This window comes from Adhaeretor mobilis (assembly GCF_007741515.1).
Lineage (GTDB): Bacteria > Planctomycetota > Planctomycetia > Pirellulales > Lacipirellulaceae > Adhaeretor > Adhaeretor mobilis.
This window is the reverse complement of sequence record NZ_CP036263.1, coordinates 3,146,143-3,171,256: the sequence shown is the minus strand read 5'-3', so window position 1 is coordinate 3,171,256 and position 25,114 is coordinate 3,146,143. Positions and strand designations below refer to the sequence as shown.

The 25,114-nt window shown below is 55.7% G+C and carries 20 protein-coding genes; 5 read left to right on the top strand and 15 right to left on the bottom strand.

Annotated features, from left to right (window positions below; all coding sequences use genetic code 11):
- Window positions 1-157: 157 nt before the first annotated feature.
- Both HG15A2_RS12525 and HG15A2_RS12520 read left to right on the top strand, forming a co-directional pair.
- Window positions 158-772 carry an ECF-type sigma factor gene (locus HG15A2_RS12525; protein WP_145060558.1) on the top strand — a complete coding sequence of 205 codons (615 nt, stop codon included), beginning with the start codon at window positions 158-160 and terminating at the stop codon, window positions 770-772.
- Window positions 769-3,669 (top strand): serine/threonine-protein kinase, encoded by a 2,901-nt coding sequence (locus HG15A2_RS12520; RefSeq protein ID WP_145060557.1) that lies wholly within the window; start codon window positions 769-771, stop codon window positions 3,667-3,669. Before HG15A2_RS12525 ends, HG15A2_RS12520 begins: the two co-directional genes overlap by 4 nt.
- On the opposite strand, the gene repC is transcribed toward HG15A2_RS12520, so the two are convergent.
- Window positions 3,657-4,892, bottom strand: a complete 1,236-nt coding sequence (gene repC, locus HG15A2_RS12515; RefSeq protein ID WP_145060556.1) for a plasmid replication protein RepC — start codon at window positions 4,890-4,892, stop codon at window positions 3,657-3,659. The genes HG15A2_RS12520 and repC overlap by 13 nt on opposite strands.
- A gap of 561 nt (window positions 4,893-5,453) precedes the next feature.
- Between repC and HG15A2_RS12510 the strand changes: the two genes are divergently transcribed.
- Together HG15A2_RS12510 and HG15A2_RS12505 are read left to right on the top strand one after the other, a co-directional pair.
- Window positions 5,454-6,059, top strand: coding sequence for a coiled-coil domain-containing protein (locus tag HG15A2_RS12510; RefSeq protein ID WP_145060555.1), 606 nt, complete (start codon window positions 5,454-5,456; stop codon window positions 6,057-6,059).
- Window positions 6,060-6,072: 13 nt separating this feature from the next.
- Window positions 6,073-7,092, top strand: coding sequence for a toprim domain-containing protein (locus HG15A2_RS12505; protein WP_218931923.1), 1,020 nt, complete (start codon window positions 6,073-6,075; stop codon window positions 7,090-7,092).
- A 259-nt stretch (window positions 7,093-7,351) separates the two neighbouring features.
- Here HG15A2_RS12505 and HG15A2_RS12500 read toward each other — a convergent pair whose 3' ends face one another.
- From HG15A2_RS12500 to HG15A2_RS12445, 12 genes are all read right to left on the bottom strand, one after another.
- Complete coding sequence (locus tag HG15A2_RS12500; RefSeq protein ID WP_145060553.1) at window positions 7,352-7,618, bottom strand: hypothetical protein; 267 nt, start codon at window positions 7,616-7,618, stop codon at window positions 7,352-7,354.
- 355 nt (window positions 7,619-7,973) lie between these two features.
- Complete coding sequence (locus HG15A2_RS12495; protein ID WP_145060552.1) at window positions 7,974-8,339, bottom strand: hypothetical protein; 366 nt, start codon at window positions 8,337-8,339, stop codon at window positions 7,974-7,976.
- Between the two features lie 368 nt (window positions 8,340-8,707).
- Window positions 8,708-9,484, bottom strand: a complete 777-nt coding sequence (locus tag HG15A2_RS12490; protein WP_145060551.1) for an N-6 DNA methylase — start codon at window positions 9,482-9,484, stop codon at window positions 8,708-8,710.
- A 113-nt stretch (window positions 9,485-9,597) separates the two neighbouring features.
- Window positions 9,598-12,639 carry a type I restriction endonuclease subunit R gene (locus HG15A2_RS12485; protein WP_145060550.1) on the bottom strand — a complete coding sequence of 1,014 codons (3,042 nt, stop codon included), beginning with the start codon at window positions 12,637-12,639 and terminating at the stop codon, window positions 9,598-9,600.
- Window positions 12,636-13,277 (bottom strand): retron system putative HNH endonuclease, encoded by a 642-nt coding sequence (locus HG15A2_RS12480; protein WP_145060549.1) that lies wholly within the window; start codon window positions 13,275-13,277, stop codon window positions 12,636-12,638. Before HG15A2_RS12480 ends, HG15A2_RS12485 begins: the two co-directional genes overlap by 4 nt.
- The gene (locus HG15A2_RS12475; RefSeq protein ID WP_145060548.1) at window positions 13,274-14,536 is read right to left on the bottom strand and encodes an AAA family ATPase; all 1,263 of its coding nucleotides are present in this window, start codon (window positions 14,534-14,536) and stop codon (window positions 13,274-13,276) included. Before HG15A2_RS12475 ends, HG15A2_RS12480 begins: the two co-directional genes overlap by 4 nt.
- Complete coding sequence (locus HG15A2_RS12470; protein ID WP_145060547.1) at window positions 14,533-15,891, bottom strand: restriction endonuclease subunit S; 1,359 nt, start codon at window positions 15,889-15,891, stop codon at window positions 14,533-14,535. Before HG15A2_RS12470 ends, HG15A2_RS12475 begins: the two co-directional genes overlap by 4 nt.
- The gene (locus HG15A2_RS12465; RefSeq protein WP_145060546.1) at window positions 15,888-17,906 is read right to left on the bottom strand and encodes a type I restriction-modification system subunit M; all 2,019 of its coding nucleotides are present in this window, start codon (window positions 17,904-17,906) and stop codon (window positions 15,888-15,890) included. The genes HG15A2_RS12470 and HG15A2_RS12465 overlap by 4 nt, the downstream gene beginning before the upstream one ends.
- Window positions 17,907-18,056: 150 nt before the next feature.
- Entirely contained in the window at window positions 18,057-19,013 is a 957-nt protein-coding gene (locus HG15A2_RS12460; protein ID WP_261342130.1) for an ArdC family protein, read from the bottom strand.
- A gap of 434 nt (window positions 19,014-19,447) precedes the next feature.
- The gene (locus tag HG15A2_RS12455) at window positions 19,448-19,885 is read right to left on the bottom strand and encodes an HD domain-containing protein (protein ID WP_145060545.1); all 438 of its coding nucleotides are present in this window, start codon (window positions 19,883-19,885) and stop codon (window positions 19,448-19,450) included.
- A gap of 162 nt (window positions 19,886-20,047) precedes the next feature.
- Window positions 20,048-20,989, bottom strand: a complete 942-nt coding sequence (locus tag HG15A2_RS12450; protein ID WP_145060544.1) for an integrase core domain-containing protein — start codon at window positions 20,987-20,989, stop codon at window positions 20,048-20,050.
- 241 nt (window positions 20,990-21,230) lie between these two features.
- Window positions 21,231-22,445 (bottom strand): IS256 family transposase, encoded by a 1,215-nt coding sequence (locus tag HG15A2_RS12445; RefSeq protein WP_145060386.1) that lies wholly within the window; start codon window positions 22,443-22,445, stop codon window positions 21,231-21,233.
- Between the two features lie 217 nt (window positions 22,446-22,662).
- Here HG15A2_RS12445 and HG15A2_RS12440 point away from each other — a divergent pair, with 217 nt between their 5' ends.
- Window positions 22,663-22,857, top strand: coding sequence for an ATP-binding protein (locus HG15A2_RS12440; protein ID WP_145064044.1), 195 nt, complete (start codon window positions 22,663-22,665; stop codon window positions 22,855-22,857).
- Between the two features lie 187 nt (window positions 22,858-23,044).
- Here the strand turns inward: HG15A2_RS12440 and HG15A2_RS12435 are convergent, their stop codons facing one another.
- Both HG15A2_RS12435 and HG15A2_RS12430 read right to left on the bottom strand, forming a co-directional pair.
- Entirely contained in the window at window positions 23,045-23,947 is a 903-nt protein-coding gene (locus tag HG15A2_RS12435) for a dihydrodipicolinate synthase family protein (protein WP_145060543.1), read from the bottom strand.
- Between the two features lie 8 nt (window positions 23,948-23,955).
- Complete coding sequence (locus tag HG15A2_RS12430; RefSeq protein WP_145060542.1) at window positions 23,956-25,026, bottom strand: sialidase family protein; 1,071 nt, start codon at window positions 25,024-25,026, stop codon at window positions 23,956-23,958.
- Window positions 25,027-25,114 lie beyond the last annotated feature (88 nt).

Sequence of the window (25,114 nt, the reverse complement as noted above, 5' to 3'; positions counted from 1 at the left end):
GGTGACAAGGCTGACACCCATACAGGGATGGGAGCAGCCCAAGATGCGCGCGGAAAACGAAAAAACTTTTTGCCAGTAGGCTCTGCAGGCTGCTGAATGACCTGGGAGCCTTTTTCCGCTAGAATGGGGCTCTCGTCGCCTTGTGAGCTATTGCCCTATGAATGAATCCAATCCAGATCACGATCCCTCTCACAACACTCCGCGTGAGATTTCACCGGCGGAGTGGTCGGCGCTCATGCACCGACTCACCACCCAAGCTGAGCGATCACTCTGGTGGATGCGCAAAGGAACTGTCAGCACCGAGGACACAGTCATGAGCACGCTGCGGACCTACTTGCGACAGACCAACGAAGGGGAGCTCCCTCCTTCCACCGACCCCGACAGCCTCTGGCCTGAGCTTGAGCGACAGCTCACACGAAAAATCGATAAAGCAGCAGCTACTCAGCGCTACCAGAAGAACAAACGGGCGGTACGGTACAGTGAACTGGCGCCACAGCATGATGGCCGAGCGGCTGAAGGAAGTTTCACGGACGCCGCGGCGAGCCCCGAAGATGTGGAAGCTTATGTTGCCCAGGCGCTGCAGCTACTATCCGATTCGATTGCTGACGAGGAGCTACTGCAGATCGCCCGCTTCAAACTGGAATGCCACACAACGGCGGACATTGCGCAACGCCTTCGTCTCTCTGAGCATCAAGTCCGTCGCCGCCTCGCGCAGATCCGTGGCCTGCTTGAGCCAGCACGTGAGGGCGATCCACCAGGGGGAGACGCTTGAGCGACCACCCCCGTACCTACTCCGCCCTTTCTGCTGAAGAGCAGGCGGCGGTGAGTGTTTGGATCGACACGTTCGATCAGAGCTACGAGTACGAGGGCGCCGCTGCGCTGAAGAAGGCGGTCAAGGCGGCGCCCGAAGAATTGCGGTCGGTTCTCATTTCTCAGTTGCTTCCTCAGCTGATCGATCACGACCGCAAACGGCAAGGCCGCACGCCAACACTCCACGAGCTGCGTTCACGTTTTCCCGATCTGGCCCAGGTCTTAAGCGACGCCTATCCGTTGCTTGCCGCGGGCTACCGGTTGCCGGTCGAGCTGCGGGGCTATCGCGTCTTGCGGGTCGTAGGCGAAGGGGGCCAGGCCATCGTGCTGCGGGCCCAAGACGACATGCACAGCGCCGTGGCGATCAAGCTCAGCGCGTCGCCCAAGCACAACGAACTGCTGCTCCGCGAGCGGGAGCTGCTCGGTCAGTGCCAGCACCCGGGCATCCCCGACGTCATCGCCTCGGGCGTTGATGAAGATCGAGCCTTCTTCGTGATGCCCTTCTTGCGCGGCATGACGCTTGCCGACAAGTACGCCACGCATCGCCCCACGGCCGAGGAAGCGGTGCGTGTCGCCACCGAGCTGTGCGGCGTAGTCGATCACTTGCACGGCCGCGGCATCCTGCACCGGGACATCAAGCCGCAGAACGTCTGGCTCGATGACTCGGGAGCGGTGAAGCTGATCGATCTGGGGATGGCGATCGACCGGTCGAGTTGGGGCTCGTCGCGAGCGGCGATTACTGAGTTCCACGGCACGCCGGCTTTCATGTCCCCGGAGCAAGCAACGGCCGATGGCAAGCAAGACGGTGAGCTTAGCGACTTATTCTCGATTGGGGCCGTGCTCTATTGGATGATGACGGGGCGCCCGCCCTGCGCAGCCGAGACCCAGCAATCCTCTTTGGAGCGTTCCCAGTCTGGGTTGATCGATCGTCGAGGGGTTCTGAGGCTCTCGAGCTACCCGAAGGCGCTCAAGAAGACTTGCCTTCGCGCTCTGGAGGCATCTCCCCAAGAACGATTCGCTTCGGTGGGCGAACTAGCCAACTCATTACAAGCGAAGCGGCGATCCAAGACCTCGCAAATGACGATGGCTGCCCTGGGGGTCGCCTTGGCCGTTGGTTTGTGGCAATTCAGTGAACCGATTGGTGAATCGCCACCCGATACCGATCAAGCTGCGGATATCAAACGAGGCGAGGCGGCGAGCGATCCGGGTGTCCCCGACCTCACGCCCGAGGCGGATGAGCGGGGTTCGTCGGATAGAGAGGAGATCGCCGAGCCGCCGGTACCCGAGCGGAAGCCCGAGACGCCAAGGCCCGCAACCCCAGGGCCAGACGACGACCCGGGCCATTCGCCTGCATCGCCTCCCGATGAAAGTCTATTTAGCGTCAAGTTGAAGAGCGCCCTGCGATACCAAGAGCCATTTGGGAGCCGCTCAAGCAGTGGCAAAGATCAGGGCGTCCTGCTGGTCCAGCTACGCGACGACAAAACCCAGCTCCCCGGCAGGATCGAGTATCGGGTCGATGATCTGCCCTGGAAAACCCTGCGGCGGGGCGATGATCGCGTGGGCTTCCGCGCCTTCCTGAACGCGGACGAGGCTTCCAAACGCGGACCAATCTTCCTTCGATTCGTTGATGACACGGGGCAACCGGTCGCCGGCGTGAGTGGACCGCTTTCCTACTCGTACAACGTCGCACGCGATATCAAGAAAGAGAACGACCGCTTCGTCGAAGGGCTATTTCGAAACGCAGCGACTGGGCGCTGCATGGATCATACGGGGGCGGGATGGGTCATCGACGCGGAGTATTCCGAGCGGTACTCGACCGCTGTACGCGACCTCTTGTACACCAATGATGAATCCAAGCCGATGCGGTCGGTCGCTCGCCAGATTGCTGTGCTTATTGGGGCGAGAGGCCCTAAAGACGGCAGCCGACCGTCTTACACGCTCAAGCAGGCGTTTGCGTTGGTCAGCAGCGACGTCCGGTCTTCCCCCAACCTCTGGGTGAAGCTTGAACTGAGGAACGACAAAACCACTGAGCCAACTCTCTACACCCGCGCTAAAGTGGCCGTCCGCAAGTACGAGGAACAAGCGACCGCGTGGTTTGAGTGGCTGGGTCCGGAGGACGAAGCGGCTGTCTTCCGCGCTGGACAACTCTCTCTGAACGGCATCCAGAATGCTCTGCCACGCCTCACCCACTTGGTGATCGTTGGAGAGTACCACGGTGGAACGAGCAAGAGCGAAGGAACGCTTACGTCGAACGATCCGTCGGCACCCTGGAGGCAATCGAGCCCAATGACGTTCGATGTCTCGAAGCTCAACGGCAAGACAACCTTCCGTCTGCCGCCTATTTGGTCGAGCGTCACGATCCGTGGTCGGCTCGGCAATGGCAAAACGACCCCCGGGCTGAACATACGTAACCATGGGGTGAGCTGTGGTGTCGCCCTCAAACCGGTCGCTTCCTCATCCGAGTCTTGCGCAGTCGAGGCGTACCTGTTCGTTGCCCATGACCAGCTCCCGGTCAAGGACCTCAGTATTCTGAGGCACCTGCCCGACGCTGGCCAACTGCCGGCAAAGGCTGCCCGGGACTGCCTCGCCACCCGTCTGAAGCTCAAAGCCATGCTGCCTCCTGGCGCTTGGCGAGCCGACTTCTATACGGACCGGGAGTTTGAGCACCCACTGTCAGCGACTTCCCCGGGCATGGTTTATGTCCAGTACACGAACCGGGCGGGAGACGTCTTGGGGGACACGACCTACCGGATAAGCCCCTCCCTGTTCGAGGAGTGGGTCGAGCATGGGCTTGGCCATTTTCACCTGCCAGGTATATCTGCATTCCAGAGCAAGACAAGAGGCTCTCAGGGTGAGTGACGAGTGCAGCTCTGGTCCATGCCGTTGCAGACCCTGCGAAAGTAGGCAGTCGCGTGCTTCACTGGATTGTTGACACGGCATGCGGCGCGGTCGGTTAGCACCAATCCAACCGCGGCTCCTACTCGTCCTAGAGCTCCACAAGCCTCAGCCCAGCTTTGTTTACTGATATGCAATTCGGCTCGTCGGCGATAAGCGGCCTCAATGACGTCGCTCCAGGCAAGTCGCTTCGAGCTATACGGCAGGTGTTCCCGGAAGCGTTCGCTAGCGCTCCGCACAAGCTGGTGGATCGTTATCGTCCCTATCGCCAAACTGGCCTCAGACCTCGGACTCTGGCACGAGCTTTCGGGGTGGAAGAATGGTTCCCTTTCTCTTCTTTTTTTAACTGGATTGGTGTGTTCTGAGTGCGCGACCTTTTGTGCGTGTCTGCATGGTCTTTTCGGCGTGGTGGGGGCAATAGGAAAAGAAGTTGTTGGTTGCTCTTTCTGAGGAGTGGCTCCTACTCCCATCGATTCACGGATCGCCTTGGTGAGGGCTGTGTGGCGTTTGGAGAGTGTACGCAGTCGCGATAGGTCGATGTGGCTGCGCAGCTCGAAGGCGATTTCGCGGTAGGCCGACTCGTAGCCTTCCAGCTGGGCGGGATCAGCCCCCTCTTCTCTCCACTCCAGTAGCAGTGAGCGAACCTGACGACGGCATTCGGAAATCTCCCGTTTTGTCGCCCGCCAGGCCTCGGCGTAAAGTTGTTTTTCTTGCAGCTTGGCTTCCAGCTCCTCCTTGAGATAAGCCAGTGGCGCTAGGTCGACGCCATAGGCGAATAGCAGCCGGCCCGTCTTCGGGTCGCGGTGGCCGAACCGTTTGTGGTTGCCGCTATCGTTCCAGGAGATGGCACCTAGTTCAAAAAGCTGCTTTTCTAGTTTCTGGATTTGCCGCTCGCCGACGCCCAGATCCATCGCTGTGCGCGACAACGATTGAAACACGATCGGACGACTCCCCTCCTCCCAGTCAGCTTGTGTTGTGTATGCCATGTAGTAATCCAAAAGCTGAATCATCCGCGGCGTGAAACCGGCCAGCTTGCCGACTCGCTTTACTAGCAAGAGCAGCTGGTAGCGGTCAACGGTTTGATCGAGGCCCGTGAAGTCGAGGCACTGCTCTTGAGAGTGCCGGTACTGGTCGGAGGCTACGCGGCCCCCTCCTTGAGGATACTGATTGACTGTTGTCTCTTGCATTCATGCATTAGCGTTCCCTCATCCGTGCGAGTCCACAAGATGCGATAGTCAGGCCGCAAATAAACGCTGCCGAACCAGAAAAGGTTTGCATCTTTCATTAAAGAGCGCTAGGGTAAGTTATCAGATCAACGCAAAGACGCTCTTTGTCTACAAACCACCGCGCCAACGGCGGTTTTTTCTATGGTCTCGTGACTTCTTTCGGGTGACGCCCTCCTTGGTCGTGGGTTGAAAGAAAAGACCCTGCTCGCGAATGGAGTAGGGGATCAATTCCGCCCTCAGTTCCTCTCGAAAGAATCCCCAAGAAAAGGAATCGACTGCCTGACAGTAACACATTGTCAGAGCGTCAATCAAGTTGACAGCGTCTGACAATACACCTGACTGAAAAAGGTGTTGCCGTTCAATGCGATACGCAGCGTCCTGACAACCTAGTTAGATACCTGACGTCAGGTCTGATCGTCCACCGGTCCGATTGTCAGGCTGATCTGACAGAAAGTTTTGCTCGCCTTTCGGTTCCACTTATGGCACGCTCTTCACTGAAGTTGCTGTCAGGAGTTGTCCAACATGTCCAAAGTGAGTGTCAGGGAAGCCGCCCTTTTAACCGGCAAGAGTCGCGAAACAATCAATGCCGCCACCAAGTCGGGTAAGCTCTCGAGTTCGCGGGATGGCAAGAACAAGAAGGTCATCGACGTTTCAGAACTGGAGCGGGTCTATCCGCTGGTGAAGACGATTGACCAGATCAATGCGCCGTCCAATGCTGTCAGAGATCGTCAGGACTCGTCCGATTTGGACGTCAGGGCAGAGATTGTCCGATTGACCGAGAAGCTCGCTGCTAGTGAATCAACGCAAGAAAACCTGCTCTCGGAACGGACGCGCGAACGGCGACAGCTGGAAGATGAGATCGCCAATTTGCGTGAGAACCTTGCCAAGTCGCAGGATCAGCACAGTAAGGCCTTGCTGCTAATTACCGACCAGTCGCAAGACACTACCGACCGAGTAGGGGACTGGGGAAAATCGATTAAATCCCTAGAGAAGCGGATCGCCAATCAGGAAGAACAAGCCCGCCGGGAACGCCAGTTGAGTGAGGAGGCCGAGCGGAAGCTAGAGCGTTATAAGCGAGCGTTGCATGCAGAGCGGAACAAGTCGCTCTGGCAGAAGCTATTCGGGTGAGGGGGCTACTAACATGAACTACTTGGATCGTGCGTCGGAGGTGGAGGCCTTCAAAAAGCTCAACCTGAGTCTTATCGCTAGCGCCCACGGCTATGAAATAAACCGTCGCAAATCGACACGGCATTCAGTCCTCATGCAGAGTGGGAGAGACAAGATCATCGTCGCCCAGAACGGCTCGCACTTTGTCTACTGCAGTGTCTTCGATCCGAGTTCAAGCGGAACGGCCATTGATTTCGCTCAACGAGTGATCGAGCCGGGATGCTCGTTGGGTCGAGTCCGTCAATTGTTACGGCCTTTCCTGAACTCGGGCTACGTTACCAACGTACGCGAGCAATACGCCACGCGGTATGCCGAAACGATCCGGCCGAGCGAACCCGACCTACTAGGCGTCGCGGCTCGGTACTCCACTTTCGACCCTATTGCCCAGCCTCATGCTTATCTTTGCGAGACGCGTGGGATTCCATTTAATATGCTGCAAAGTGAACGACTGCGGGGACGCGTACGCTATTGCCCGCGACGTGGTTCGGTGGTGTTTCCGCACTGGGGAGCGTCCGCGGGAGGAGGGGACGACCATCGCCAGTTGGTCGGCTACGAGATCAAAGGGGCTGACGTAAATATGTTCAGCAAAGGGGGCCGTAAGGGGCTTTGGATGTCTGCCGGATTTACTGGTGACCGCGTGCTTGCTTTTGCGGAGAGTGGCCTTGATGCCCTTTCTTACCTTGCTGTTCGTGGATTAGAGGGCCTTCGCGTGGCTTCGCTCAGCGGGCGGATGAACCCGCAACAACCGGCACTAGTGCTCTCAGCGATCCGACGCATGGAGGAGGGGGCTCAGATCGTCGCTGCGTTCGACAACGACGAGGCGGGCGACGCACTGACTGCTCACCTTGCTGAACTTGTGAAGCAATCAGGCCGGGTCGATCTTGGTTATCGCGACGACCGCCCCGCCGAGCTTGGCGAAGATTGGAACCAGGTTCTGATGCGGTCACGAAGTTCCGTTGCCGCCTCGTTCAATGCGCCAAGTATCGGACAATAGGAGGAGGGGAGACCGATGGCCAAACCCGCCTCGCCCAGCTTAAAGAAAACGCTCGTGATCAAGCGACTGCTGGCGGCGAAATTTAAGAGGGTGGCAGGCCTTTCGCCCAAACGGACAAATAAACGTCGTCTGACTCCTCAGCTGAAGAAGCGCCGGAAGCCCCGACGCAAACCCAGGCTGCAGCCCCGGCGAACGCCACGACCAAAGCGGTAGCTATGCTACCTAACCTCGGGGTTTTCACCAGCAAATAGGGAATTGCCTAGCATTCTGGCTTAGGTTGACTTGCTGCGAAGTCAGCCTGCTCTTGCTCCAGGATCTGCTCATAGGCTCGCAGCAGAAGCTGCCCTGCTGCCAAAACATCACGTCCGCTGAATGATTGGGAAGACTTGTACTCGTCACCCTGCTTGTAGGTGCGTTCAATGGTGGCGGAATAGAAGGCTCCTTTGTCGGATTCGTTTTTCCAGATTGCTGCTTTGATATAATGGTCTTTGAGGGTCGCGATTGGACCTCCTGAGGTGTTGCTCATAGTGTCACTCCTTTAATAAGTTACTCGACATCAGTGTCAAGGACGACGCTACGCTTGATTCGTAAAGGAGTCAACTTTTTATCGGTCAGCCATCCTTCAGTCCCAGGCCGGGGGATGAAAGTTCTGGCCATCTCAACCAACTCTGTTCGAGTCTGCTATCTTCACAAGAGGTTGAAGGATCCGGTTCACACTCGGTCTTTGGCGGAGACGCAATTTCTAAAGTCCATTGAGTCATGCGAAACCCGTTCCAGCCGATTGCAATCAAGCCAATAGCTGTGGATCTAGCCGCTTGCGGAATCGGTAGTCGCAACTAACTATAGGTTGGGGCTCAATTTTGCGCTTCGAAATTGAATATTCAAGGTTCGCAAGGAGGGTAGCTAACATTCTGTCCGGGCTTGGGCTCTACTTGGCGCAACTGGTTCAAGAGATGAATCGTTTCACCATGAAGATTGACGTTTTCTTCGACTTCTTCATCTAGAATGGTTTGCAACCGAGAAATGGCGAGAGATGTGACTTCAGCTAGTCGACCGTCTTGCCACAAACCGTGATTTGCTAGGATGTAAACCAAGTAAGCCGTTGCTCTGATTTCAGCCGAGTTGTCGTGAACGTCTTGCTCGAACGATTCAATTACTTTGTCGGCTAGCCGACTCTCTTCGAAGAGCCGGCCTAGTTCATTTAACGCTCCATCGTTCTCCAGTGGTTTGTATCCCCAATCTCTCATACGATCGATAGTAAAGTATGCGGTACACGAGCGCAAGAAAAAAAAAGTCAACGGCAGGTACCGGTTGCAATTTTCCTGCACTTCGATTTATTGTTGAACGATGATGAGCGAAAATTATTCCCAGCTAACGATTCTCTGCCCGTTGTGTCAATCGTTGAGTGAGGGTCCTCATATCACAGCGGAAATCACTTGCCGTACGGTGCGTTGCGGAGAGTGCTACGATTTTCTAAAGCCCGGAGTTACAGCTGCCGTTCGATGGGAGCATCCCTGGCAGGCGATCCACTCGAAGTCCAATCGCGGCACATGATTTTCCCTAATCTTTATTATCACATTGGCAGAGCGATCAAGTCGCACGATGAAAAGCAGCCCTAAAACATGTCAAGTTGCGTCCCTGTCTCTGCATCAGGCTTCGGCGGCTTTAGCAACTCCAATACTGCCGGAGCTGCAATATCCTCCCCAATAAAGTTGATGTCTGACTTCGACGAAGCCTTACCGAATGGCGAGTCCTCCACCGGGACTTCGCGAATGACACCGCCGCTCAGGTTGAAACCGATACGGTAAGTACGATGGCATTCAAAGGTGAGGGTGTTTTGCCAGACGGCCCAGCCTTTGAGGCCGTTGAGCCCCAGGTTGATCGCGGTCATTTGGGCACAGCGGTGGTCTACGTCCTGACCGACAAACTCCCAGTTGGGATGCTTCTTGCCGACCGACAGCAGAAAGCGGCCTGACCCGCAGGCGGGATCATTCACGGAGCGTGGCTCTTCGCCATCGTGGCCGGTCGTCATCTCGACCATCAGCTCGCATATGGCGTCAGGTGTGAAGAACTGGCCGCGTTCGCCATAAGTGATGCCACCGGTAAAGATATCGCCAAGCACATCCTGGCCGGTCTCTTCCATCGCCATGACGAGTGAGCCAAACGCTTTGCCCACCAAATCAATGCCACGCTCGCCTTCTTTCCCTTTGGCGTATCCCTTGGCGACGGTTTGCAGATACTCTTCTTCCATCGTCTGCCCTGACAAGCTGCACCGCACAAACGTCAGGAAGTCTTCGAACGCTTGGCCACGGCTGAGGCCCGCTTGAGCGGCAGCCGCATCTAGGTGATCCAGCACGTCTTTGCTGGCTGCGAGTGCGAATTGCTCCTTCATCCGCCAGCAGTAGCACGGAAAGGACGCCGACTGCAAGAACTGCGATTCGCTGAACGCTAGCTTTATAGGAAGGGCAACCGGAGTCGCTTCGTTGTGTACCGTTGTCGCGCCGACTACTTCTTTGGCGTGTCTGTATTCGGCATGCCTCGTAGCCTACGATAGGTCTCTTCGCTGAGTCCGGCCGTGATAAGCTTCTGGAACAGGTCATCATTCATGAAGCGGGCGAAAATATCCTGGTTTTGGTCAATTCGTTCAATAAAAAGTGCTTCGAGTAGGTTCTTGAAGACCAACTCGAACTTGTCCGCAGGGTTGACCTCGGCAGCTCGCTTTAACCCTTCATCACGCATCGCCTCTTCAACAAGCTGATCGAAGAACAACTGGTCAGCATCTGTGAAATCAGTTCCGAAACGATCATTGACCACGTCAATCAGGCGTGAAAGCGGCACCTCTTCTTCACGGACGATCCCGGTTCCGACCTCGACAGGGCCGTCTAGTTGGCGTAGCTCGGCATCGGCAAGGCTGATCGAGCCTTCACTGATTTTTTGAAGTCGGTAGTAGTCCAGCCGTACTTCGTCGTCGAACTCGTAGGTCGGCCCTGTCTGCCTTTTAGGAAGTTTGGGAGCTAGGTGTCGAAGGTAGGTGTAGAGCTTCTCAAGATCGGAGTCTTGATAGGGGATAACTTGGCTAAGGAAGGCATATAGGTTGCGGTAAGCTGCTAGTTTGCCGCGCCAAAGCTCTGCCTCGTCATTGTCGTCCGATTGCTTGACCTTGAATCGGGACACTGCCGGATCGAGCGTCGCGTTCATCGCCTGGTGGTCAGCCGGGCTTTGCTTGCGTCGCGGCTTGTAGTAGATCGCAGCGAACCGCTCGACTTCTTCGGCCAAGTAGACTCCTGACGCGTCGAGTTCGGCCTTCACCTCGTACATCTTTGCCGGGTCTACGTCCTCACCAAGTTCTGCACCGTCGAAGTAGGTCTTGAATGCCGTCTGTACCTCGTCGCGGTTGTCTTTGACAAAGTCTAAAACAAAAGTGTCCTCCTTGAGTGGGTGAGTGCGGTTCAACCGCGAGAGCGTTTGCACCGCTTGAATGCCCGAAAGCCGCTTGTCAATAAACATCGTATGAAGCAGCGGCTGATCGAAGCCAGTTTGGTACTTCTCCGCGACGAGAAGCACCTGATAGTCGGGCGTTCCGAAAGCTTCAGGCAACTCTTTCTCTTTCACGCCGTCGTTCATCTCTACTTCGGTATAGCTCACATCTTTGAGCTTGTCGTCGGTCACGGTGCCTGAAAAAGCGACGAGCGTCTTGATTGGATACTTTCGCTCACGGATATACTTATCGAACGCTTGCTTGTAGCGTACTGCCTCTAAACGCGAACCAGTCACGACCATCGCCTTCGCACGACCGCCGATTTTATGTCGAGTCACCGCATGGAAGTGCTCAACCATAATCTGCGTCTTCTGGGCAACGTTATGCGGATGAAGTTTCAGGTACCTGGCAAGTGCCCTAGCCGCTTTCTTCCGCTCGACGTTCGGATCATCGTCGCTAGCCCGCAGTAAGTGAAAGTAGGTCGCATAAGTAACGTAGTTGCGGAGTACGTCGAGAATGAAGCCTTCTTCGATCGCCTGCCGCATCGTGTATCGGTGTGGCTCTCGGTCTGAGCCGAACACCTTGAGTGTCTTGTGCTTCGGCGTTGCCGTGAACGCGAAGAAACTAAGGTTCGCTTGACGACTCCGCTTGGCCATCGAACGGTAGAGTTCCTCTAGCTTCGATTCCCCGTCTTCTTCGGCAGCCTTCTTCGCTCGGTCGGCAAGGTCTTCACCGCCGAGGACCGCCTTCAATTCAGTCGAGGTCTCACCCGACTGCGAACTGTGGGCTTCATCAATGACAACAGCGCATTTGCGAGTAGGAAGCAGCCCGCTCGCTTCCTCGCCGCGTTCCTCCGCCATTTTGAGAAGTTGGCGAGAGACAAACGGAAACTTCTGGAGCGTTGTGATGATGAGCGGAACAGAGTTCTCTAGGGCCTCGGCGAGCTGCCGCGAGTCGTCGTCGATCTTTTGGACCACCCCCATGCGGTGCTCGAACTGGTAAACAGTGTCTTGAAGTTGTTGATCGAGCACGACGCGATCGGTCACGACGATGACCGAGTCAAAAATCCGCTCGTCCTTCGTGTTGTGCAGCGATGACAGGCGATGAGCAAGCCACGCGATGGTGTTGCTCTTGCCGCTGCCGGCTGAGTGCTCGACCAGGTAGTTCGTGCCCGGCCCCTTCTTCTCGGTCGCTGCGACGAGCTTGCGAACGGCGTCGAGCTGGTGGTAACGCGGGAAGATCATAGTTTCCCGGCGAACTTTGGTGCCGTCTTCGGTCCGCTTATCCTCAATCTGTAAATGCAGAAATCGGGCGAGTAGGTCGAGGAAGCTATCCCGTTCAAAGACTTGCTCCCAGAGGTAAGCCGTCTTGTAGGAGCGGCCTGCTGGGTCGGCTGGATTGCCGGCCCCGCCTTTATTGCCCCGGTTAAATGGCAAGAAGTAGGTTGCCGTACCCGCTAAGCGGGTTGTCATGAAAACGAGATCAGGATCGGCGGCGAAGTGAACTAAGGTTCGCCGCTTAAACAGGAAGATTGGGTCGTTCGGGTCGCGGTCGTTCTGGTACTGCCGCTTTGCGTTATCGACCGTCTGACCGGTCATCGGGTTCTTGAGCTCGATCGTGACGAGCGGAATCCCATTGACGCTCAGCACGACATCAATCGACTTCTTCGAGTCTGACTTGTAGTAGAGCTGCCGGGTGACGCCGACCCGGTTGGCGGCGTACTTGGCCGCGAGGTCGGGGTTCATGCCGTGGGCCGGCTTGAAAAAGGCCACGCGTAGTGTCCGTCCGTAACACTTGAAGCCGTGCCGTAGCGTGGCGAGCGAGCCGTGCGAGTCCATCCACTTGCACAGGTCAGCGATAATTTGATCGCCGGTCCGCTCGCCGTGCAACTTATGCAGGCGAGACCATTCCTTAGGCTGGGTCTCCCGGATAAAACCGAGCACGACCTCGGGGAAGATCGCTAGCTCGCAGTCAAACGCAGGGCTTGGCACCGAGACGTAGCCATGATCGACGAGATGGGTGTCGATCACGGTCTCGAAGGCGGCTTCTTTGGTGGCAGTGTTACTCATGCGGTGATCCTCAGCTTCTTACGCACGAGAGCGACGACGATTGGACTGAATGGCTCTAGTTCGCCATCTTCGCTCGTTATCTCACCGAGAAGTTTCTCAAGCCGCGGTTTCCGTGGTTTACGAGCTTGCTCGTACCACTGAAAAAAAGCATCTAGCTTGCCCTTGCGATTCGCCTTCAAACGAGAATGGTTCAAGTTCAAGAAGTCTTCTAACTCGCGGGCAAACTGCTCATCGTCGGAGCCAATCCGACCATCCGCGAAATAAAACTTGATTCGTCTCTCAATCACATGCGCGGGATCGGCTGGATTGAATGACAAGTCTTGATCTCCTTTGCGGGTGTCGCAGTGCTGGTCCTGATACTGCTGCCCCACCCCGCCTTGGCAAGCTGCGAGCAGATTGCCATAGGTCAATTCCGAGTCTTGGTTCCCAGACTGGCACTTCCAGTGCTCGATCTTCATCTCGTCCGCATTTGCGCGTATACGAGTCGTGCAGTAACAGCACAAGCCTTGCTGCTCGCTCACCAATGATTTGCGAAGTTCTTGCTTTGCGTCGGACGACAAATTGGCATAGCTGGTGTGTGTTTTTGCGCGATGCTCTGTTAAGCTCGCCGGCTCATTGCATTTCTTGATGGACCTCATTCGTCGTCACCCTCCATGAAGCTAATAAGCGAGCGGATGCGGGTGACATCGGGATCGCTCTCACCGGGTTCTCTCTCAAGTTCGGCAAGCAGTTTCTTAGCGGTTGCGTAGTCTTCGTTCGCTGCTGCTTCCGAAGCTTCACTGATCTTGTCAGCAATCTTCGCTGTCTGAGCCGGCGTTCCCATGATCTCCTCAAGTACACGCCCTGAACGCATCCCGTAGGAATGGCCAGGGGTGTAGACGCCGTCATCGCCGATGATCTGGATATGATCGTTCTGCACTTCGCCGATCACCTGCGGCGAGTGGGTTGTCGCGATGAACTGGCATTTGGGAAATGCCTCTGTCAGATTCCTAATAACTCGCCGTTGCCACCTGGGGTGCAAGTGCAACTCGATCTCGTCGATCAAGACTACCGCTTCTGCTTCCTTTGCTGGATCGTCGGCGGCAGCGCTTGCCTGAGCCAGACGACGAGTCAGGTCGAGCACCAGAGCGAGTGTGCCTCGCTCTCCGTCAGAGAGTTTCTGCACTACGAGCGGCGTGCCATCGCGATCGACAAGCAACGAAAGCTTTTCGTCGTCACTTGGCCTCAGATTGGCGTACCCGGGCAGGAAACGCGTCACCGCCTGGGCAAGGTCATCCAGCACTTTGGCGTCAGACGGCCGCTCCTGCGCCAACGCTTGGCGAGTCTTCATCCAGCTCGCGAACTCCGAAAGCCGAAGTTCTCTATTCGCGAATGCATCGCTGTACGCCGTAGTGTAGCTCTGGCTACCGGAAGACTTGCCAGTCCGCGGCTGTGCCTCGGAGGGTAGTGCCCGCCGCGTCGAGAAATACACGCCTAGCCCACGATTCACAGACGCATTCGACGGAACGACGGGCGGTGCCGGGCCGATGTATTCCTCTCGGTCGGGCGTCTCGTGGACGGTATCGCGAGGATTGCCAGCTCCGCTTTCCTTCTCGCTATAGCGTGACCGTTGGCGGTGGTAGACCCTCTGGTAGGTCTCGCCTTCAATCCACAGGTCGCACTCGATGGTGAAGGCATTCGCCCCTTCACGGATATCATCTAGCTCGAACTGATCCGCGGGCTTACGGACCTTGTGCCGCTCGGAGAGTACCTGGGCAAGGCACTCCGCTAACGCTTGCAGGGCAGTCGTCTTTCCGACGCCGTTGACGCCGACGATCAAGTTGAAGCCTGGCTGAAACTTGAACTCAGCGGCCTCAATCGCCCGAAGGTTTGCAAGTTGGAGTCGTTCAACTCTCATGTGGCTGCCTCCACTTTCTGTGCGCCTGAGACAGCAGCTGCTATCAGCGCCGCCCGTCGTTCTTTCAGCAGCGTGACCGTCTGCAGATTGTTCGATCTAAGTGCATCAATGCGTTGCAGGGTTTGGTCGAGGTATCTGCATATAGCAACCTGCTCATCAAAAGGAGGAAACACCAGCCAAACGTTCTTGACCGAATCCTGTCCGATGTTTTGCATCGAGTTGCTTGCGCCTGTTGCATCCCGCTCGAACTCGTGTCTGCCCGGGGCCGAACGCAACAGATAGACCAAGAAGGGCTTGTGTGCCGTTTCCTCGTTGACTTCGATGCGATAGAGCTTATCGCATATTAGGAGCTTCGGTCTGACTTCGCGAACAAGGGCTGTGCTTCCTAGCAGCTTGGTCGTGTTGGAGCGGCTCATCAACAAGTCGCCGGGTTTCACTTCGAGTTCGACTATTGGATCGAGTGATGGCGGCAAAGTCTTATTCTGGCTTGTGTCAAACTCCGGGCCGTTGACGCATCCGGCCTTGAGCACCCCCCATTCGTCCAGCTCAGCCGGGACATTTAGGCACTGTGGCGACCATCCCTGCTCAATGCCGAGCATGTGGAACTTGAACCGATCGACTGACCAATGCTCCGGAATCTCCCCCAGCCACTCAACGCCCGAGTCACGCATCGGGGCGTCGGGGTTGAGGCCGCGGGTGACGGCGTCGGTGATGAGGGCCCGGCGTTTCTCCGCCAGCAGCTTCAACAGCCGCTCTTTAGCCGCGATCATCGTGTCGATCTTCGCTGTCTCACGGTCGAGGTAGTCGGCGATTGCCAACTGCAACTCATAGGGAGGTGCGACAACGCGGAATCCAAGGTATTGATCAAGGTCTAAATTCTGTATGCCAGTGGTCTGCTTGATCGCAAGGGTGTTAAGACGTGCTGAATAGATGGCAGCGTGCAGGTACGCCCAGAATCGTGCATCGTGTTCACTTCTTAGCTCTAACCTTGCAATGAAGTTAGAGCAGACCGCTTCGTAATCGCCATCAAAGCGAACAACGCATCCCACAGGTTGGTTGCTGCCTCCCCCGGACTTCTCAATGAGTAAGTCATTCTTAACGAGCTGTCTGCCGTTTAGCTCGCTCTCAGAGTAGCTTCGCTTAGTTGGCGGGCTGTCGTCTACGCATAGCCGCACTCTATCAAAATCGGCAACCCGCACGCAGACTATTCCGGTGTCGTCTTCCGGCTCGGCTCCCCACACCCCACCGACCACACTTCGGAGTGATGTCTTGATGCGGAGCTTAGGCCAGCTTTGTGAACGGGAGGTTTCCCAGAGTTCAGCGATGTCTCCTTGCTCTAAGGCTTCGTTTCTCACGTCGTCACCTCCTTCAGCAGCCGAAGAATCTCTTCCTCGGCCTGCTTCAACTCGGCGTCGATCTCCGCGAGCGGACGGGGCGGCAGGTACTCGTAGAAGTAGCGGTTGAAGTTGATTTCGTAGCCAACCGTGTCTTTCTCCCGTTCCATCCAAGCGTCGGCGACATAGGGCCGGACTTCACGCTCGAAGTAGTCCTCGATGTCGTCAGTGAGCGGCACGTTCTCGAAGTCGCGAAGTGACGTGTCAGGCTCGTAGTCCGAGTAGGGTGATTTCTTCTTGCCACTCGCCTTGACCGGCTCAGCCTCGGGCTCCTTGGTCGTGAAGACATCGCGGAACAGCTTGTACTCGCTTGCCTTCCACTTCGAGTCGTTCGCTTTGATGAGCTTGCGGACCTTGCGATCGACCGCGTTCCAATCTTCGAGTGGCTTGCGGCCCAGTTGCTTGTCAATCGCCTGTACATCGTCGAGCAAGTGAGGCACCGCGTCGAGAAAGCGGGCCTTGTCTTCGACGGTCATCCGATACCGCAGTCGGAGAGGCCGCTCGACCGTCACGCGGGTATAGCCGAACTCTTCGTTCTTGAAAATTTTAGCCCGCCCGTTCGCTCTAGCATTGCCGTAGCCTTTGACGATCTCGCTGATCTGATCAGGCTCCGGCCCACCGTCTGCGTCGGGCCCCTCGCCGATCTTGCGACGCTTGTCGCCGAGGCTCCGCTTCATGGGGATGAACAGCTCGCGGGCGTCGTACAGCAAGACCTTGCCCTTCCGCTTCTTCTCTTTGCGATTGGTGACAAGCCATACGTAGGTGCCAATTCCCGTGTTGTAGAACATCTGCTCCGGAAGCGCAACGATGCCTTCGAGCCAATCGTTTTCGATGATCCACTTGCGGATGTTGCTCTCACCCGAGCCAGCCCCGCCGGTGAACAGAGGCGATCCGCTGAACACAATCGCCAGCCGCGATCCGTTTTTCTGACGTTTGGGGTCGTTCGGTTCAAACTTAGAGATCATATGCTGCAAGAAAAGCAGCGAGCCGTCATTCACACGGGGTGTCCCCGCCCCAAAGCGACCAGCAAAGCCAAGCTTCTCATGTTCCCGCTTGATTTCTTTCTGCTGCTTTTTCCAGTCGACGCCGAACGGCGGGTTGGCAATTAGGTAGTCGAAGTTGTGACCCTCGAACTGATCATCGATCAGCGAGTCACCGTATTGGATATTCTCGCCGGCACCGTTGTGGGCAACCTCTTTGATGAGCATGTCGGACGCTGCGGTCGCGAACGCTCGCTTGTTGTAGTCCTGCCCGTAGGTGTAGAGGAAAGCATCGGGGTTATGCTCATTCATGTACTTTTGAGCTTCTGCTAACATCCCACCGGTCCCGCATGCCGGGTCAAGCATCTTGGTCGCTGAACTCTTAGTCAGTAGGTCATCGTCCGGAGAGAAGAGAAGGTGGACCATCAAATGGATCACCTCTCGCGGGGTGAAGTGGTCCCCCGCAGTCTCATTGGCTAGCTCATTGAAACGACGGATGAGGTTCTCGAATGCGAGTCCCATGTCTTTGTTCTCGACCTTGCCCTGCGGAGGCGGAGCTAGGTCAATGTCTGCAAACTTGGAAATGACCAAATAGAGGATGTTCGACTCCCGCATCTTCTCGATTTCGGCGGTGAACTCGAAATACTCGAAGATGCGGCGGACGTTCTCGGAGAAGCTCTCGATATACCGGATAAGGTTCTGATCGATGTTGTCCGGGTCGCCCTTGAGCTTGGCGAAGTCGAGCGGCGACTTGTTATGGAACTTCTGACCCGAGACACGGTTTAGAATTGCGTCGAGGGCAGCTCCTTCGTGCTTGCCCTTGTTCCGCTCGTATGAGGCGACAACCTTGTCTTTCTTCTCGGCGAGAACGCAATCGAATCGGCGCAGCACCGTGAGCGGCAGCATAACTCGCTCGTACTGCGGTGGCCGGTATGGCCCACGCAAGAGGTCGGCTATTTGCCAGATATGTTGAGCAAGTTCATGATGTGCAGGCATAGACGTTGCCGCATCCGTGCGATTAGGCTTTTAGGTAGGCTTTGCGATCCATCGACAAAGATGGGGGAATAGCAAAACGAGGAAGACTTTACCATGCCAGTTGCCGACGCGACAGCTAGCACTTGGTCAGGCCGTAGAATCAGCCGATATCTAGCTTTGAATGTAAGACGGCGGGCGATTTGGCATCTGTGTCCGGTTGGACCATTCGTGCCCTTGGATATGGTCCGCCGCTCGCTGTCCTTGCCCTGCTGCCTGCACGACCAGCTTCTTGTCGTCTTTCAGCTTCTTTCTCCAGCCGTCGATGTAAGCAGCTGATTGCTCAATCGTGGGCGGGCTGATTCCGGCTGTTGCACATAGGAATGCCGCACCCATCTCGGCTACGAGTTCTTCCTTCGAATAATCAAGTGATCCGAATGGAGCGGGCGCTTCGTTGAGGCCACGGTTGAGCCGTGACTTGTGGCCGGTTGAGTGAACAAGCTCATGAAAGAGCGTCGCGTAATACGACTCCCTGGCTTCAAAGCGATCCGGGGACGCAATTCGTACTGTGTCAGTGCTGGGTAGATACATCGCGGCTGATCCTATGTGCACTACGAGTGGACCGTTCGCGTAGTTGGTGACTATGCTATCAGCCTCTTCGATCGGAATAAACGGTTCAGCCTGGACTTCCTCATCAACTTGGTCGGGAGCATTGACACCTTCGCACTGCTCGGCATTGAAGACGTTGTAGTGGCGCAGGACTGGGATAGTAATCTCTTCGCCGCTCTCCTTATCTTTAGTGGTTGCTTGTTTCCAAAAGACCACAAGCGTTGACTTCTCTCCCTTCTTCACTGCACCTTGGTTCTTCTTGACTTGATTGAACGTTGCCCAATAGTCGGACTCGTACCCGTGAGCCCAACTGGTCATGGCCAGCAGAAAAACATTGATCCCACGGTAGTTCTTGCCGGTAGAAAAGCTCTTTGGCATACCATCGCCGTGAGCCGACCGTTTAATCGGCCGACGCCAGGGAGCCACGCCCGCGTCGAGCAATTCCAGGATCCGACTTGTGACCTCCTGGTAAATGTCTCGCCTCGGTTTATGTGCCCTATTGTTCCTATCGCCCCGAGCCACGCCGACCTACCCGCAGGACGGCGTCATTGGTGGCGGTGCTTATGATTGTTCGCATCGTTACGCTCCTTGCTACTCAGTTGTCATACCCTTTCTGGTTGCCACAAGACTGACGAGTGAGTCAAGCGGTTTTTCATGGAGGAAGTACGTGCCCCCTTTCGTCGTTGTGTAGCGATACGGTTGGATGGAACTCGTGCCTGACGGTAAGCGAGCGGCTCGGCCGGACGTCAAGGGACGCCTGCAGACGCGAAGGCGCATCTTCAGCGTGCCTCCGGCAAACCCTGGACACCGACGCGAGGCCGGCTCGCTTCAAGTGCATGCATCGATCAATGCCGTAAAAGAGAAGCGAAGACGCTTCTCAGCAACAAAAAGCCGTGGAGCGGCGAGATCAGATTATTGCGGGGCAGGCTGACCTTGAAGTATCACCGCAACTCACCCTACTCACTCATGAGTATCAGAAGGCCGCGAGCGTACTTGCGGATTTGATTCTTTGTCGGGTTGTCCGCCAGATTGCTCAGCATGTCAGCAATCTTGATGTCCTTCGCTAACTCGTTCGCCGCGACGCGCAGCAGGTTCTCTTCGTACGACAAACCTTCTTGCTTGGTGAGCGCTTCGACGGCAGCGACAACGTTCTCAGGTATGCCCTGATGAAGCAGGTCCTCGCACGTCAGATCGGTATCTTCGAGCACGTCATGCAGCCAAGCTGTGGCTTGCGAGCCCAACGACTTTGGTGATCGCGAAGCGACTGCGGCGGGGTGCTCGATGTACGGAGTAACGCCGTCTCGGCGATACTGCCCGTCGTGCGCATCGGTGGCGATCGACCGTGCTAGATCAGCTAGGTTAGGTGGATACGCTTGTTCATTGCTCGCCGACATTTTGAAGGGTCTTTCGTAAAATGACGCAGACTGGCATCAGGCGGCTGTGCGTTCATGATGGTTCAGCACCCCGCCGAGCCGGCTTTGGCAGACAATCTGCTCATTATCATCGGGCGGCTCATGGTCCTCTGGCCAAATCCCGAGTAGCGGCTTGTTTTCTTTTCATTGATGCGGGCGTAGATCATTGTAGTAGCGAACGTATTCCTCGACGAGGTAGTCGAGATGCTTCAAGCCAAAAGCGAAAAACCGGTTAAGGCATTCGCCCTTGATCGAGCCGATCCACCGTTCGACGAAGGCGTTCTGGTTGGGAGATCGTGGAGAGGTCGGCTCCACAGCGACGTCGGCTTGCTCGAAAACCTCGTCGAAGCGACGGCTGAACTTGTAGTCCTTATCGCGAACCAAGTATCGGACCGGCAGGCTGGCTTCTTCAGCTTGCTTTAGAAAACCTTCGGCTTGATTGACGACCCAATTCTCGTTCGGATGGAATGTGGCGGGCGAGCAGATCACCCGACGCGAGTTCACGTGCAGAAAAGCGAGCACGAAGGCCTGCTTGATTCCCGTCTTGGTGACGACCGGCTTACTGAAGAAGTCAATTTGCCAGAGCGTCTCGGCGTGTGACTTGACAAACTCGTGCCAAGTGCCGGGTCCTCGCTTTGGCCCGGGGTGGATGCCCTCTTCTTTGAGGATCGTTCTTACCGTGGTTCTACCAACGCACTGAATGCGCAGCTTCTTCAGCTCTCCAACAATTCTGCCGTAGCCCCAGCCGGTTTCTTTGGCGAGGCGGACGACGATTTCACGGATTGACTCTGGAGTTCCTTTACGGCCCATCTTCTTGGTCGGCTTCTTGCCGCACCTTACTTCTCTCTGCCACCTTTGGTAAGTTCGGGAGCTAACGATGGTAATCACCTGAAGAACCCCTCTTCCGATGGCCTCTCCCAGCTTCAGTAGCCGCTCTCGTTCTTCGTTCTCAAGGAAGATGCGTTTCTTGGGAATGCGTTTGCGCAGCATCTCGTTCTCCGCTTTCAGAAAGTCGATCTGTTTACGCAGCTGGTCTTCATTAGAACCGGCTAGCAAGAAGAGTAGCGGAGAGAACCAGCTCGACATAGACAACGCCTTCCAGAGCGAGAAACGTGGGATGACAACCTTTGTGCACCCCTGTTGTTGCTTCTATTCTCCGCGCCAAAAAATGGCTTGCAAGTGACTACGGTTTTTAAATGCAATCGATGCAACAACAGGTAGTGTCCGTCAATATGCGCACATTAGTTTTTAGGGTTTGCCCTTGCTGGTAGGTCCGGCCCCAACTCCGTAGCAGCGTAGCTGCGGAGGAGTTGGGGCCGGGCGCGGCCTACGCGACCGCCTCAGTCCCTTCCTGTTGCTCGCTCTCCTTCTGCTGATCGGCAAGCCGACTCATGTCCAGGTACTTCCGAGTGCCCCACTTCGTGCCCGCGATGTGACGCAGCCTAGCGGCGACCAGCATCAATGCACTGTTGCCGTCTGGGAACGCTCCCACAACTCGAGTCCTGCGACGGATCTCTCGCATAATCCGCTCCAGCGGGTTGTTCGTCCGAATCCGTGTCCAATGCTCGCGAGGGAAAGCCATGTAGCTGAGCGTCTCGCTCGCCCCTTCCTCGACGCAGCGGGACGCCTTGGCCAACTTCATTACCTGGAGCTTCGCTACGACATCAGTAGCCTTCTTCTCCGCCGCCTCGCGGTCTTCTTGGGCATGGATCGCCTTGAGCATCGCCATCACTTCCTTCATCTTCGACGTAGGTACCGATGACGCCACATTGCGATACCAATGCACCATGCAACGCTGCCAAGCAGATTCTGGGTAAAACTCGGCCAGCGAATCCACTAAACCGAGACACTTGTCGCTGGTCACCAACTGCACGCCTTTCAATCCACGCTCTTTGAGATGCCTTAAAAAGCTCTTCCAACTCTCGATATCCTCCTTCGTTCCCTCGCAGACACCCAGCACCTGGCGATAGCCTTTCTGGTCCACGCCAATTGCTACCAGAACGGCCACGTTCTTCACTTCACCGCCCCACGAGCGTTTCAGCCAAATGCCGTCCAAGGCAATGTAAGCGTACTCGCCCTCAATGGGCCGGTTACGCCACTGCTCGATTCGCTCGTACAACTTCTGGTTCAAGTCGCTCACAGCGCTGGGGGAAACTCGCGTTCCCCACAAGGCTTCGGTAATATCCTCCACCCGTCGCACGCTTACGCCTGCGAGGTACATCTCCATCAGCGCTTCTTCGACACTCGATTCTCGCCGTCTGTAACGCTCAATAATCTGCGTCTCAAAAGGTAACGAGCGTAAGCGAGGGACCTTCAAATTCACTTCTCCTGCCTTCGTTTGCAGCTTTCGGTCGTACGAGCCAGCTCGCGTGTCGACACGGTCGGCAGACCGCTCGTAACGCTTCGCTCCGCAAAGCTGGTCCGCTTCTGCGTCGAGCAGCCCGTTGAGAGTCTCTTCGACGCTCGTGCGAACCACCTCATCGACATGACCGCGAATCTTTGACTCATCGACTGAAATTACGTCTCCGGTTACACTTGCCATCGTGGCAGTCTCCTTCGCTTGGTTGGTATTGGAATCGTTCAAAAACAATTCCTACCAAGCAGGGGCTGCCCGTTTAAGTGCGCAACTATTAGGACGTTATCCAACAACTTGCTATTAGATGACAATCGTTGCTAAGACTTGCAAGCGAATTTGAACCGTAGTAGGATCGGTTTATCACTACTAACGCAGTGTTTCAGCGTGCGCGGGCTGGTCTCTCATAACCTCGAGGTCGTCGCTCATTGTCACAACGAACTTGCCCTTTGAGAATTGGACCGAAGTGCTGGGCAGTGAACGGTTGACTGGGGCAGCCCTTGATCGGCTTACCCATCGTTGTCAGATCATCGAAACGACCGGCGAAAGCTATCGACTCAAGGACGCACAACGCAGACGCCGAAAGAGAACCAAAGAGTAATCGTGACCTAAGCGGGAGGGTCTGTTACAATCCCCGCACCTACCTAGCGCTGTACTTTTCGACCGCCAAGCGCTGCACTTTTCAACTGCCATTCACACTACGATAATGAGCTCCCGGCTTGTTCGTAGCCACCGAGCTGCAAGCTGCATCAGTATCCTTCTGGCCACCGTACTTAGCTCATGCTTGTCTAGACAATCGACTCTGGGGTCGGGCTTAGAAGTTCTTGGACAATCGCTTCTTGCATGACCTTCTCTTCCTGATCGATGGTAAGGCCCGCCAGTGGTCGCGGTAGGAAATTACCAGGTACTCCTAACTTGCCAAGCAAGAATGACGCAGTGGGAAATACGTCATACTTGACGAGCAAATTGATCAGCTCATTAATTTGTTGCACCCCTGCGGCTCCCTTTTCCTTGTCACCTAACATAGAGGCATCGGCCGTGTCCCGAGCCCACTGAGGGCTGATCGAAAAGATGCCGTCGAGATGTTGCCACAGCCCACAGCCTACCAGCATGTCTAGGCACATGGGTTGAGCGATCAGAACGCGGAAACTGCTGCTTTGAAACGCATCGTGCACTCGACGCGCATGCACCAACTCGCCAGAACACTTAATGCCGGCGATATTAGGATGGCGGGAGAGTTCGGCGACGGTTTCAAAAGTAATTTGAGTTCCGGTGCGTTGAGGTAGATCATAGAGAAAAAGCGGAGCCCGAGAAATATTTGCTAACGCAACGAAATAGTCGCAAAGCTCTCGTTGGGATAGCTTGATAAAGTATGGTGCCAGAACTACCGTGCCGTCCACTTTTTCGTGGTTAACCAGTTGGATCCGCTCCTTAGTCCGTTCGTAGCTAGTATCGCCAACGCCGATAAGTAGTTCGCCTTGTCCTCGGTAATATTCAGCACTCGCCTTAACCAGTTGTTCATAAGTCGAGTCTTTCAGCAATTGCAACAGGCCCATTGTTCCCGCTACGAGGACTCCATCGATCTGCCCTTCTAACTGATGTTCGAGGTGGATCGCCAGACCCTCGTAATGAAGGTCCTCGTCCTCAGTGAGAGGAGTACAAATTGCCGAAACTAAGTGAGGTTTAACCATAATGAATATCAATCGATGCTAATGCGAAACCAACGTATAACCGAACAGCAGTCTTCAACTGCCCAAAAGACGATAAAAATATCGCCATCTTGCAGTTTGACGACCGCCGGACATCCGAACTTAAGTGTGCTGAGTTGAGCCAAGTGGCTATCTAAATCAGTGCGATGGCTCTCGACATTGCCTCCCCAGAGCAACTTCTCATCGATCGATTTGAGATTCGGATCCCCGACAGAGGCTAACCGAGCCCACAGCCCTTGCTTATCAACACGGCGATAAACGACCAGTACATGATTATTCTCGATACCTATCGGGCGGCACGTTTCTCCCTTTAGGAGAGTGCTCTGCTGAATCTCGAAATTTCTGCCGTCGTCTGAGGAAATGGCTAAATGATTATTGAGGCTCTTCCCCTGGTTGGCATCCATTGTCCAACACATGGCAAGAATGCGTCCGTCGGACAGTCGGGTTAAAGCAGATTCATAGAACGCCAACTCTGCATTGGGGTCAGAGAAAGTAGGCTTGATGTTTGCCCAGGTAGACCCATTGTCTGTGGATTCTAGAGCGAGGCCGTTTCGGCCCCAGGGACTCGGCCAACCATTCCAATCGAGGAAGGGATGCGTGACGACCAAGAGGCGATTCTCCGATACCTGAAACGGCGGGGCGCAAACTTCAAAGCAGTCCCACGCATGAGGTAACTCGACGGATCGCAATTCCGACCACGAATTGCCACCGTCGAGAGATTGGATCGTCGCGTAATCGACAGAACAAAAGCCTTCTGTGCTAGGATTGGCAAGGCCCTCATGCTCACGTGTTCGGTTAAAGAGACCAGCCCAACCTAGCAGCGTGCCATCGTCGAGCTTTCCCATTCGACAACTCGTCGATACAGGATGGCTTGATTGGTTGGGCTCGAAGAGTTGCATAGGTTCAGTCCAGCTTTTTCCCGAATCCGAGCTGCGACAGACGTAAGATCGAACGTCAATCGCCTCGAAGGCAGTCCCGATGTCCATAGCCACAACTAAATCGCCGTTTTCTGCTTCTACGATCGTAGGGAAGTAGGCGTGGCGACTTCGGAGATGTGGCATCGAATTCTTGTAGACAATACCTGTTCCGTGAATTTTGATTTGCATCGATTGGCTACTGGTGGACTGCGTTTGATCTTGTTGCGAATTG

Coding starts and splice junctions, on each gene's coding strand:
- HG15A2_RS12435 (WP_145060543.1), bottom strand. CDS start 23,947: ATGGTTAAACCTCACTTAGTTTCGGCAATTTGTACTCCTCTCACTGAG.
- HG15A2_RS12450 (WP_145060544.1), bottom strand. CDS start 20,989: ATGTCGAGCTGGTTCTCTCCGCTACTCTTCTTGCTAGCCGGTTCTAAT.
- HG15A2_RS12490 (WP_145060551.1), bottom strand. CDS start 9,484: ATGAAGGAGCAATTCGCACTCGCAGCCAGCAAAGACGTGCTGGATCAC.
- HG15A2_RS12500 (WP_145060553.1), bottom strand. CDS start 7,618: ATGAGCAACACCTCAGGAGGTCCAATCGCGACCCTCAAAGACCATTAT.
- HG15A2_RS12480 (WP_145060549.1), bottom strand. CDS start 13,277: ATGAGGTCCATCAAGAAATGCAATGAGCCGGCGAGCTTAACAGAGCAT.
- HG15A2_RS12430 (WP_145060542.1), bottom strand. CDS start 25,026: ATGCCACATCTCCGAAGTCGCCACGCCTACTTCCCTACGATCGTAGAA.
- HG15A2_RS12495 (WP_145060552.1), bottom strand. CDS start 8,339: ATGAGAGATTGGGGATACAAACCACTGGAGAACGATGGAGCGTTAAAT.
- HG15A2_RS12445 (WP_145060386.1), bottom strand. CDS start 22,445: ATGGCAAGTGTAACCGGAGACGTAATTTCAGTCGATGAGTCAAAGATT.
- HG15A2_RS12475 (WP_145060548.1), bottom strand. CDS start 14,536: ATGAGAGTTGAACGACTCCAACTTGCAAACCTTCGGGCGATTGAGGCC.
- HG15A2_RS12510 (WP_145060555.1), top strand. CDS start 5,454: ATGTCCAAAGTGAGTGTCAGGGAAGCCGCCCTTTTAACCGGCAAGAGT.
- HG15A2_RS12465 (WP_145060546.1), bottom strand. CDS start 17,906: ATGCCTGCACATCATGAACTTGCTCAACATATCTGGCAAATAGCCGAC.
- HG15A2_RS12455 (WP_145060545.1), bottom strand. CDS start 19,885: ATGTCGGCGAGCAATGAACAAGCGTATCCACCTAACCTAGCTGATCTA.
- HG15A2_RS12525 (WP_145060558.1), top strand. CDS start 158: ATGAATGAATCCAATCCAGATCACGATCCCTCTCACAACACTCCGCGT.
- HG15A2_RS12505 (WP_218931923.1), top strand. CDS start 6,073: ATGAACTACTTGGATCGTGCGTCGGAGGTGGAGGCCTTCAAAAAGCTC.
- repC (WP_145060556.1), bottom strand. CDS start 4,892: ATGCAAGAGACAACAGTCAATCAGTATCCTCAAGGAGGGGGCCGCGTA.
- HG15A2_RS12485 (WP_145060550.1), bottom strand. CDS start 12,639: ATGAGTAACACTGCCACCAAAGAAGCCGCCTTCGAGACCGTGATCGAC.